General features: G+C 64.0%; 11 protein-coding genes. 6 read left to right on the top strand and 5 right to left on the bottom strand.

Going from position 1 to position 10116, the window contains the following annotated elements; genetic code table 11:
* The coding region (locus EOA24_RS15610; protein WP_127409894.1) for a PDZ domain-containing protein at positions 1 to 929 on the top strand (929 nt) is incomplete at its 5' end.
* A 46-nt stretch (positions 930 to 975) separates the two neighbouring features.
* Here the strand turns inward: EOA24_RS15610 and EOA24_RS15615 are convergent.
* Together EOA24_RS15615 and serB are read right to left on the bottom strand one after the other, a co-directional pair.
* Positions 976 to 1548, bottom strand: coding sequence for a GNAT family N-acetyltransferase (locus EOA24_RS15615; RefSeq protein ID WP_126082053.1), 573 nt, complete (start codon positions 1546 to 1548; stop codon positions 976 to 978).
* Positions 1545 to 2366, bottom strand: coding sequence for a phosphoserine phosphatase SerB (gene serB, locus EOA24_RS15620; RefSeq protein ID WP_348526731.1), 822 nt, complete (start codon positions 2364 to 2366; stop codon positions 1545 to 1547). Before serB ends, EOA24_RS15615 begins: the two co-directional genes overlap by 4 nt.
* Before the next feature lie 55 nt (positions 2367 to 2421).
* Between serB and miaA the strand changes: the two genes are divergently transcribed.
* Both miaA and EOA24_RS15630 read left to right on the top strand, forming a co-directional pair.
* Positions 2422 to 3366 carry a tRNA (adenosine(37)-N6)-dimethylallyltransferase MiaA gene (miaA, locus tag EOA24_RS15625; protein WP_126083760.1) on the top strand — a complete coding sequence of 315 codons (945 nt, stop codon included), beginning with the start codon at positions 2422 to 2424 and terminating at the stop codon, positions 3364 to 3366.
* 126 nt (positions 3367 to 3492) lie between these two features.
* Positions 3493 to 4284 (top strand): GGDEF domain-containing protein, encoded by a 792-nt coding sequence (locus tag EOA24_RS15630; RefSeq protein WP_126082055.1) that lies wholly within the window; start codon positions 3493 to 3495, stop codon positions 4282 to 4284.
* A 172-nt stretch (positions 4285 to 4456) separates the two neighbouring features.
* On the opposite strand, the gene EOA24_RS15635 is transcribed toward EOA24_RS15630, so the two are convergent.
* Positions 4457 to 6283: an ATP-binding protein gene (locus EOA24_RS15635; protein ID WP_126082056.1), complete on the bottom strand. Its 1827-nt coding sequence runs from the start codon at positions 6281 to 6283 to the stop codon at positions 4457 to 4459.
* Positions 6284 to 6435: 152 nt separating this feature from the next.
* On the opposite strand from EOA24_RS15635, the gene EOA24_RS15640 reads away from it, so the two are divergent.
* From EOA24_RS15640 to EOA24_RS15650, 3 genes are read left to right on the top strand one after another with little or no spacing between them, the layout of a single operon-like run.
* On the top strand, positions 6436 to 7002 hold the full coding sequence (locus EOA24_RS15640; RefSeq protein ID WP_126082057.1) for an XRE family transcriptional regulator: 567 nt from the start codon (positions 6436 to 6438) through the stop codon (positions 7000 to 7002).
* Between the two features lie 6 nt (positions 7003 to 7008).
* Complete coding sequence (locus EOA24_RS15645; RefSeq protein ID WP_126082058.1) at positions 7009 to 7311, top strand: hypothetical protein; 303 nt, start codon at positions 7009 to 7011, stop codon at positions 7309 to 7311.
* Positions 7312 to 7347: 36 nt separating this feature from the next.
* Positions 7348 to 7875 (top strand): GNAT family N-acetyltransferase, encoded by a 528-nt coding sequence (locus EOA24_RS15650; protein ID WP_126082059.1) that lies wholly within the window; start codon positions 7348 to 7350, stop codon positions 7873 to 7875.
* A gap of 93 nt (positions 7876 to 7968) precedes the next feature.
* Here EOA24_RS15650 and EOA24_RS15655 read toward each other — a convergent pair whose 3' ends face one another.
* Entirely contained in the window at positions 7969 to 9777 is a 1809-nt protein-coding gene (locus EOA24_RS15655; RefSeq protein WP_126082060.1) for an NAD(P)/FAD-dependent oxidoreductase, read from the bottom strand.
* A gap of 166 nt (positions 9778 to 9943) precedes the next feature.
* A partial coding sequence (locus tag EOA24_RS15660) for a helix-turn-helix domain-containing protein (RefSeq protein ID WP_127409895.1) occupies positions 9944 to 10116 on the bottom strand: 173 nt, incomplete at its 5' end.

A 10116-nucleotide genomic window follows, 5' to 3' on the forward strand; every position in this document is an offset into this window, starting at 1 on the left:
GCGGCACGGTGACGGTCGGAATCGTCTCGGCGCGCAACCGCGACATCAATTCCGGTCCCTATGACGATTTCATCCAGACCGACGCCGCCATCAACCGCGGCAATTCCGGCGGTCCGCTGTTCAACGCCGCCGGCGAGGTCATCGGCATCAACACGGCGATCATCTCGCCGTCGGGCGGCTCCATCGGCATCGGTTTCTCCATCCCCTCGCAGCTTGCCGCCGGCGTCGTCGACCAGCTTCGCCAGTATGGCGAGACGCGGCGCGGCTGGCTCGGCGTTCGCATCCAGCCGGTGACGGACGACATCGCCGAAAGCCTCGGCATGGCGACCGCCAAGGGTGCGCTGGTGGCCGGCGTCATCAAGGGCGGGCCGGTCGACAATGGCACGGTCCAGGCCGGCGACGTCATCATCAAGTTCGACGGCAAGGATATCCATGAAATGCGCGACCTGCCGCGCGTCGTGGCCGAAAGCCCGGTCGGCAAGGCAGTAGATGTCGTCATCGTGCGCAAGGGCGTCGAGCAGACCGTCAAGGTGACGCTCGGCAGGCTCGAGGACGGGGAGAAGCTGGCCAGCGGCGAGAACGGCAGCACCGATCAGGGCAGTGGCGATAAGGCAACGCCTCCGGTGTCGACGGCCTCCGTGCTCGGCATGACGGTCGGCGAGCTCAACGACCAGACGCGGCAGAAATTCGGCATCGCCGCCGACGTGTCCGGCGTGGTCGTCACCGATGTCGCCAAGGATTCGCCCGCGGCGGAGCGCGGCATCCAGCCCGGCGAGGTGATCACCGAGATCGCGCAGGAATCGGTCGGCACGCCGAAGGACGTGATGGACCGGATCGGAGCGCTTAAGGAGCAGGGCCGCAAGAACGCGCTCCTGATGCTGGCCTCGAAGACCGGGGAACTGCGTTTCGTGACGATCCGGATGGATTGAGTCCGGATCGTTCAGCAAGCGATTGATGTTTCAATGAATAGGGCGGCTAGCGAGCCGCCCTTTTTCGTGCCTGCCAGGCCTCGCGCGACAGCCTGTACATGACATGACGCTTGAGATGCGGGTGGCTGTCTGGGACGCTGGGGTGATCGAAGTCGGCACCGGGATCGGCTTGCATGCCGAGCCGCTTCATGACGGCGATCGAACGATGGTTGTCCGCGACCGCGAATGACACGATCTCGTCCACGCCAAGCGTTTCGAAACCGAAGGCGAGCCAGGCTTCCGCCGCCTCGGTGACATAGCCCTTGCCCCAGAATTCGGGCGCCAGCCGCCAGCCGATCTCAATCGTGCCGGGCGCCAGCACGTCGATGTCTTCCGTTCCGGACAAGCCGACGAAGCCGACGCATTCGCCGGTCGCGGCAATCTCGGCCGCGGCGAAGCCATATCCATCCTCATCGATCCAGGCGCGGACTTCGTCCATCTTGGCGTCAGCCGCGGCGCGGTCGCGGCGGAACGGGAAGAATTCCATCACGCGCTCATCGGAGTTGATGCGGTGGAAAAGCGCGCGGTCGCGATCCTCCCAGTTGCGCAGGATCAGGCGCTCGATGCGGATCGGCTTCATTCCACAAACTCATCCCGGCGGTAGCCCTGTAGATAGAGCAGCGCGGTCAGGTCGCTATGATCGATGCGGATGCGTGCCTGCTCGGCCACCGCCGGCTTGGCATGCAGCGCGACCCCGGTGCCGGCAAGACGGATCATATCGAGATCGTTGGCGCCGTCACCGACCGCGATGGCATCCTGTGTCGTCAGCGCGAGCCTCGCGGCAATGTCCAGCAGCGCTTCGGCTTTCGCGGCGCGGCCGAGGATGGGCTCGGTCACCATGCCGGCGAGTCTGCCGTCTTCCTCGACCAGGCGGTTGGCCCGGTTTTCCTGGAACCCCAGCATCTCGGCAATACGGCTGGTGAAGACGTCGAAGCCGCCGGAGACCAGCGCCGTCCAGGCGCCGTTGGCACGCATTGTCTGCACCAAGGCGCGGCCGCCGGCGGCGAGCGTCAGCCGGTTGGTGATGATGCGGTCGACCACCGCGGTGTCGAGGCCCTTCAGCAAGGCGACGCGCTCGCGCAAGGCCGGCTCGAAGGCGATTTCGCCATTCATCGAGCGCGCGGTGATCGCCGCTACATGGTCCTTGACGCCAATCTCGTCGGCGAGCTCGTCGATGCACTCCTGATCGATCATCGTCGAATCCATGTCGGCGAGCAGGATCTTCTTGCGCCTGCCTTCGGCGGGCTGGACGACGATATCGACCGGCTCGGATGCCAGTGCGGCCCGCAGATTGGCGGTCATTTCGCCGATATCCGGCGTCTGCGGCAAAACGAGATCGCAGGCGACGTCTTCAGCCAGCCAACGGATAGCGCTTGCGCCGGCAGTCTGCAAGGCCATATTCGCAAGCGAGGCCGGCACGGCGCGGGCTTCTGGACGGGACACTAGAGTGGCGATCAGCGGCATTGAACATTCCGGCAGGCAGGCGGGCGAAGGCCGCGTCAAGAACGCGATCCTGATAGCCGGGCCGACAGCCAGCGGCAAGTCGGCGCTGGCGCTCGATCTTGCCGAGCGTGGTGGCGGGGTCATCGTCAACACCGATTCCATGCAAGGCTATTCGGTGCTCGATGTCTTGACGGCACGACCGACCGCCGCCGAAACGGCACGCGTGCCGCATTTCCTCTACGGCCATGTGCATCCCTCCACGGCCTATTCCACCGGCGCCTGGCTGCGCGACGTGACGAAGCTGATTGACGATGGCGTCCTGTCGGGCCGTACGGTTGTTTTCGTCGGCGGCACCGGGCTCTATTTCCGCGCGCTGGCTGAAGGCATCTCGGATATGCCGGACATTCCACCGGCGGTGCGTGAGCGCTGGCGCTACGAGCTCAAGGAGCAAGGAGCCGAAAGACTGCATCGCCTGCTGATGCATGAGGATTCAACCATGGCCATGCAACTCAGGCCGACGGACGGCCAGCGTATCGTGCGGGCGCTCGAAGTGCTCGATGCTTCGGGACGTTCCCTCCTGGAGTGGCAGGCGGCGCGCGGCCGTCCGCTGATCGACCGCGACAGCGCTCGTTTCCTGGTGATCGAGCCGGACCGGGCGCAACTGGTCCGGCGCATCGAGGCGCGTTTCGACCAGATGCTCGACAAGGGCGCGCTGGACGAAGTGCGGCAGCTTACGGCGCTTGGCCTCGACCCGGACCTGCCGGCGATGAAGGCGATCGGGGTGCGCGAGCTGCAGGCGGCGATGGCCGGACAGTGCGGCTTTCCCGAGGCGATCGAGCGAGCCAAGATCGCGACTCGGCAGTATGCCAAGCGCCAATCGACCTGGTTCAGGCACCAACTGGGCGCGGAGTGGCGCAGGCTGCGACCGCACGATCAAGCGGCAGTTCGCGACTGACAAAAAGCCTTTTTCAATCAGCGCCTTAAAATCCTTTGTTCTAATTCTCTCCAGGGTTGTCCGGGTTAACGGTCCGTAAGGTCCGCTATGGCATAAGCTCAGGGGTTACAGTGGCGCGGGGAGTAGATGCGTTTCCACAAGGCGGAATCCGCTTTTTTCGTCTTTATTTTCGTGATCCTGGCCGCTGGCCTGGTGACCTTCCATGCCTTTGGTCAGTTACAGGACATCGCCTCGGACCTCGATGCCGCATCACGTGTCGACAAAATCGTCTATCTGAACAAATTGCTTTTCGTCACTGGCGCGCTGCTGGCGACCGCGCTGTTCTTCGGCACTTTCTTCATCTACCCGCTGATCCGCGGCCAGGTGCGGGAAGAGGGCAAGCTCAGGGCCATGACGGTCTCGCTCAGCGCCCGTTCGCAGACGCTCGAGCAGGCGGCGCTCACCGACGGTCTGACCGGCATGCAGAACCGCCGCTATTTCGACGATGCGCTGCGTGAATATCTCCATGAATTTCGTCGTATCGACAGGCCGGTCGGGCTGATGATCCTCGATCTCGATCACTTCAAACAGGTCAACGACACACATGGTCATGATGTCGGCGACGAGGTGCTGCGGGCCGTAGCCACCTGCCTGCGGGGCATGACGCGCTATCACGACGTGGTGGCGCGGCTGGGCGGCGAGGAGTTTGCCGTCGTCACTCCCAACATGGATGTCGAGCTGCTTGCCCGGTTCGCCGAACGCATCCGCAAGGCGATCGCCAACCTGTCGATCCTGTCGGGCAATGTGCGGCTGAAGGTCACCACCAGCGTCGGCCTTGCCGTGTGGGACCACAAAGAGAGCGCGGAGGATTTCTACCGTCGCGCCGACCGTCAGCTCTATGAGGCGAAGAAGCAGGGCCGCAACCGCGTCTGCGCCTAAATTCCGAAGATGAATTCGTGAGGCCGGCCGTATGCCGCCGTTTTCTGCGCTTCCGGTGCTCACGGACTTGATGTCCGCTCCGCTCCGGTTCTCGCAAACGGCACCATCCGACTCGGCCTGACGAATTCTCTATCGGAATTTACTCACCGTCCGATGTCGGGCGGTCAGTCGTTCAACTGCGTATGCCGAAGGTCGAGGGCTTCAGGCCGTAGCGGGTGTCGAAGTCGTCGTCGGGCTGAGGGCGGGGGGCGGCTGTGGCCGGCTTCTTATAGTCCGGGTCGCCGGCCTGCCGGGCCGAGTCGACGGTCTCGGCGAAGGCCATGGCCTGCTGCGGCTTCGGTACGTTGCGGAGCCGCTCGACGATCATGGCCAGGTCGACATCGCTGCCGTCCACGGAGGGCTCGACCTGCTCCCTTTTCGCGGTTCCGGGGATGAACTCCTGCGCCAGCTTCTCGAATTTCAACCGCATGGTGGTCGCGACGCCTTCGCCGAAGGCGATAGCTTCGCGCTGCCCCATCGAGGACAGGAACGCGAGCGTGGAGGCCGAGGAGTCGGCGATCGCCGAGCGGATGATTGCCTGGTCCTGCTCGTTGGCAAGACGCATGGCGAAGAAGGTCGAGCACTGCGACAGGATGGTCGGGTCGAGCTCGCCCGGGCGCTGGGTGACGACACCCAGATAGCAGCCATATTTGCGGCCTTCCTTGGCGATGCGCGACAGCGCATGCCTGGTCGGCGCGAAGCCGAGGCGCGGATCGGCCGGCATGTAGCGGTGCGCTTCCTCGCAAAGCAGGAGCAACCGCAGCCGGCCCTCGCTCCACAAGGCCAGGTCGAAGGCAAGGCGGGCCAGCACCGAGCAGACCGAGTTGACGACTTCCGAAGGCATGCCCGCCATCTCGAAGCAGGTGACCGGGCGGCCGTGGTTGGGGACACGGAAAATGTTGCCGATCGTTTCGTGGATCGTGTCCTCGATCAGGCGCGAATTGAACATGAAGCGGTAACGCGGATCGGCGGCCGCCGATTCGATGCGCGTCTTCAGCGACTTCAGGACCGGGCGATCGTTCTTGCTTTCGAGCAGGCCCATGCGCTCGTCGATCTGCTTGATGAGATCGGCGATGCGGTAAGGCACCGGCGTATCCGCCGTCAGCGCATCGCTGCCACGCCGAACATAGGTGCCGGAACTGGGGTTGCGATAGAGGTTCTTGGCCGCTGGGATCAGATCGCGCAGGACATCCACTTCCTCGGGCACCGTCTCGCGGCCGCGAAACAGCACTTCGGCGAATTCCTCCAGCCTGAACATCCAGAATGGCAGGTCGAGGGTCTTGGAATCGACCTTGACGCAATATTCCGGCAGCGAGGCCGCGAACTCGTTATGCGGGTCGAGGATGAGCACGCGCAGGTCCGGCCGCGCCTCGATCGATTTGCGCAAGAGCAGCGAGACCGCCGTGGACTTGCCGACGCCTGTGGTGCCGACGATGGCGAAATGGCGCGCCAGCGTGTCGTCGATGGCGATGTTGGCATCGATCGATTCATCCTGCGACAGCGTGCCGATGGTGACTGAATGGCGTCCTGCCAGATCGTAGACCGCCTGCAGGTCGCGGCTGCGAATACGGTGGGCGATCGCGCCGATATGCGGGTAGGCGGTGATGCCGCGGTCGAACACCGGCTTGGCGCCCGGCTCTGCGCCGTCGCGCACTTCGCCGATCAATTCGATGCTGACCTCGATCGGGTTCTGGCCCTCATTGCTCCAGGCGCGGTCCGATTTGCCGATCTCATAGACAAGGCCGACCGTGCGCGTGGCGCCGAGATTGATGGAGATCATCTTGCCAACCGTCCACTGGCCGGTAACCGTGCCGTCGGCATCCTCGGCGTAGGCGCTGATGGTAGCGCGCGCGCCGTCGCATTGCACGACATTGCCGAGAATGCGTTTGTCGCTTTGCAGGGCGTTGCGGCGCTCCTGCGAAATCGGTTCGCCAACGGAGGCTTCGCGTTCGACAAACATGACTGACCTGGTCCCATTCCCTGGAGCGTCGACCCTATCCAGGCGGAGTTAAATTGAGGTGAGGTCGAATGGTGTAGACGGTGTTAAGCCGGTCGCGACAATTCGATCGAATAGCCTCTTCCCGGATTTCGCAATTCCGATATATTGGACGAATGAACGATATATCGGATGACATCACTGCCACGATCGGCCGGCGGATACACTCCGAAAGGATGGTGAGGGGCTGGTCGCTGGCCGAGCTTGCGGGGCGCTCGGACGTGTCCAAAGCGATGCTGAGCGCCATCGAACGCGGCACCACCAGTCCGACCGCGGCGCTCCTGGTGCGCATCGCGGCCGCGTTCGGCATGACCCTGTCGACGCTGATCGCGCGGGCCGAGCTGCAAGGCGGCGGCGTTTTGCGCAGGGACGAGCAGCCGGTGTGGCAGGATCCGGCAACCGGCTACATAAGGCGGCATCTGTCGCCGGCATCGCAGATGCCGCTCGAGCTGATCAGGGTCAGCCTGCCGGCGGGCGCCAAGGTCAGCCTTCCGGCCGCGTCCTACGCCTTCATCAAGCAGCAGATATGGCTGATCGAGGGAAGGCTGGATTTCACCGAGGGTGATGTGGTGCACCGGCTCGAGCCCGGCGACTGCCTGGCGCTGGGGGCGCCGGCGGATTGCGTCTTTCATGCTCCCGGACCGGCTGCGGCGGAGTATCTCGTGGCGCTGGTCAGGGACTGATCTCAAATGCCTCGACGACCAAAACGCTCGCACAATGGCGGGCCGCCGCTCGACGACTATGACGGCCCGCCCTGGGGCAAGGGCGAAGCCTACGTCTTCCTCGCCTGGCGCGCCGCCCACGACAAGGCCTGGAAGGCGCCAAGCCAGGCCGTCATGCTGATGCGGCTGGAGAGGGCCGAGCGCCTCGGGCTGACCTACGAGGAATATACGCTCGAGATCCTGGAGCGAGGCCGCCGCGAGGACGACGCCGACCGTATCGCCGAGATTCGGCGGGCGCGGCGGCGCAGGCGGATCAGCCACTTCGAATGACCTTCCTCATGTCTCATCGCCTTGGAGAACACCAGCATGAACGCACTTGAAATCCGGGCCTTGAGCGACGATGCGGCGACCATTGCGATGCTCGCCGATCTGTTGATCGAAACCGTCGCCGCGGGCGGATCGGTGAGCTTCATGCATCCATTGCCGGCGGAGGCGGCACTGGATTTCTGGCGCAAGTCGCTTGCCGCGGCCGCGCGCGGAGAAAGGGCGGTGCTGGGCGCATGGCAGGATGGGGTGCTTGCAGGAACCGTCACACTGCTGCTCGACTTTCCGCCCAACCAGCCGCACCGCGCCGAGATCGCCAAGCTGATGACCGGACGGGACCATCGCGGCAAAGGCGTCGCGAGCGCACTGATGCGCGCCGCGGAGGCACTGGCGGTCGAGAAGGGCCGCACGCTGCTTGTGCTGGACACGGCAAGCGAGGAGGGCGCGGCGGGGCTTTATGAGAAGCTCAGCTTCACGCTGACCGGCGAGGTCCCCGACTTTGCGCTAAAGCCGCATGGCGGACTGACCGGGACGCTGATCTACTGGAAGCGGATAGGGAAAGATCGATAGCCATCAAGTTGCGACCATGTGGGCCTGTCCGAAGCTCAAGGCGGGATAGATGAAAGCCCGTGGCGGGCTTCCATCTATGGAAAGTGTCCGGCCTCACGCCTTGTGGTGGACCTCCTGCAATCCATAAACCGGGGTAGGCAACCCGACCTGCCTGGCCTTCAGCTGCAGCGCAAGATAATGCGAATAGTGCCGCGACTGGTGGAGGTTGCCGCCGTGGAACCACAGTGCTTCCTGCTGCGTCGGCTTCCACATGTTTCGCTGCTCGCCTTCCCAGGGGCCCGGGTCTTTGGTGGTGTTGGAGCCGAGACCCCAAACCTTGCCGACCTTGTCCGCCACTTCCTGCGAAATGAGGTCCGCGGCCCAACCGTTCATCGAGCCGTAGCCGGTGGCATAGATCACCAGGTCGGCCGGCAATTCGGTGCCGTCGACGAATTTGACGCCGGTTTCGGTGAGTTCCTGCACAGCGGCTCCCGGTCCGCTCTTCAGCTTGATCGAGCCGTCGATCACGAGGTCGCAGGCGCCGACATCGATGTAATAGCCGGAACCGCGGCGCAGATATTTCATGAACAGGCCGGAACCGTCATCGCCCCAGTCAAGCATGAAGCCGGCCTTCTCCAGGTCTTCATAGAATTTCGCGTCACGCTCCTTCATCTGCTGGTAAAGCGGGATCTGGAATTCGTGCAGGATGCGGTAGGGCAGGGACGCGAAGATCATATCGGCCTTGCGCGTCGTCATGCCGTTCTCGACCGCCTGCTCGGAGTAGAGCGCGCCAAGCCCGATATCCATCAGCGTGTCCGACTTGACGATGTGGGTGGATGAGCGCTGCACCATGGTCACGTCGGCGCCGCCTTCCCACAGCGCCGCGCAGATGTCGTGCGCCGAGTTGTTGGAGCCGATGACCACCACCTTCTTGCCGCGGTATTTGTCCGGGCCGGGATGGGTCGAGGAGTGCTGCTGCTCGCCCTTGAAGATGTCCTGGCCCTTGTATTTCGGCCAGTTCGCCTTGCCCGACATGCCGGTCGCCAGCACCAGCTGCTTGGGCTTGAGCACGATCTCGTTGCCGTCGCGCTCGACGACGACCGTCCATTCCTTCGTCTTCTCGTCGTATTTGGCGGATTTGGCGGTGGTGGAGTTCCAATAGTTCAGCTCCATCACCTTGGTGTACATCTCCAGCCAGTCGCCGATCTTGTCCTTCGGCGCGAAGACCGGCCAGTTCTTCGGGAAGTCGATATAGGGCAAGTGATCGTACCAGACCGGGTCGTGCAGGCAGAGCGACTTGTAGCGCTTGCGCCAGGAGTCTCCGGGACGCTCGTTCTTCTCGATGATGATGGTGGGCACGCCGAGCTGCTTCAGCCGGGCGCCGAGCGCGATACCGCCCTGTCCGCCGCCGATGATGACGACATAGGGTTGCTTCGTATGGCCGAGCTCGGCGATCTCGTCGTCGCGCTCCTCGCGCCAGGTCTTGCGGTCCTTGCCGTGCCCGTGCTTGGCGCCGAGCGGACGCGTGAAGCCAGCCTTCTCCTCATGCCCTTTCAGCTCCGCCATCGTGGTGAGCAAGGTCCAGATCAGGTCGCCCTTGAACCGCACAAGGCCAAAACCGCGCGCGACGCTTGTCTCGAAGGTGATCCAGGCGGTGATGACGCCGCCATCCTCGGTCGCTTCTTCGCCGTTGGCCACCGCCCATGCGGTCGGCTTGATGTTGGCCAGCGTCGCTTGCAGCATGTCGCGAACCTGATCCTGGCCCTCCATGGTCTTCAGGTTCCAGGTGAAGGTGACGAGGTCGCGCCAGTAGCAGTCGGCCTGGAAACAGTTGACGGCGCTGTCGATGTCGCCGGCTTCCAGCGCCTTGCCGAACTTGTCGAGCAGCGCCTGTGCCTTGGTGGTGGGTGTTCTCTCGAGCATTTGTTCTCCTCCACTTGCTAGATTGCGTCATGAGCAGCAAACGGCGTGCCAACCGTAGCGCTCATCTGGACTGTTAAACGGAATCAATCTGTTAGGACGCTCTTGCGGCGCCTTGCCTGTTGCATTTCCTGTTGCACGCGCTACGGCGCGCCACACCCCTGTAATGTCAGTTCGGCGCCTCCAGCCGCAGGCGCTTCATGCGGCGATGGACCGTGGTGCGGTCGACGCCGAGACGCCGCGCGGCTTCGGAAATGTTCCAGCCGGTCGCCGCCAGCACGGCCAGCAGGGCTGCGCGTTCTTCCTCGGGCGAGGGGGCGCGCAACGCGACCAGGCTGGCGG

Origin of the sequence: Mesorhizobium sp. M2A.F.Ca.ET.039.01.1.1, assembly GCF_003998035.1 — a bacterium.
Lineage (GTDB): Bacteria > Pseudomonadota > Alphaproteobacteria > Rhizobiales > Rhizobiaceae > Mesorhizobium.

Excerpts from the sequence above, each read along its gene's own strand:
- EOA24_RS15615 (WP_126082053.1), bottom strand. The coding sequence starts at position 1,548 with ATGAAGCCGATCCGCATCGAGCGCCTGATCCTGCGCAACTGGGAGGAT.
- serB (WP_348526731.1), bottom strand. The coding sequence starts at position 2,366 with ATGGCCTTGCAGACTGCCGGCGCAAGCGCTATCCGTTGGCTGGCTGAA.
- EOA24_RS15630 (WP_126082055.1), top strand. The coding sequence starts at position 3,493 with ATGCGTTTCCACAAGGCGGAATCCGCTTTTTTCGTCTTTATTTTCGTG.
- EOA24_RS15635 (WP_126082056.1), bottom strand. The coding sequence starts at position 6,283 with ATGTTTGTCGAACGCGAAGCCTCCGTTGGCGAACCGATTTCGCAGGAG.
- EOA24_RS15640 (WP_126082057.1), top strand. The coding sequence starts at position 6,436 with ATGAACGATATATCGGATGACATCACTGCCACGATCGGCCGGCGGATA.
- EOA24_RS15645 (WP_126082058.1), top strand. The coding sequence starts at position 7,009 with ATGCCTCGACGACCAAAACGCTCGCACAATGGCGGGCCGCCGCTCGAC.
- EOA24_RS15650 (WP_126082059.1), top strand. The coding sequence starts at position 7,348 with ATGAACGCACTTGAAATCCGGGCCTTGAGCGACGATGCGGCGACCATT.
- EOA24_RS15655 (WP_126082060.1), bottom strand. The coding sequence starts at position 9,777 with ATGCTCGAGAGAACACCCACCACCAAGGCACAGGCGCTGCTCGACAAG.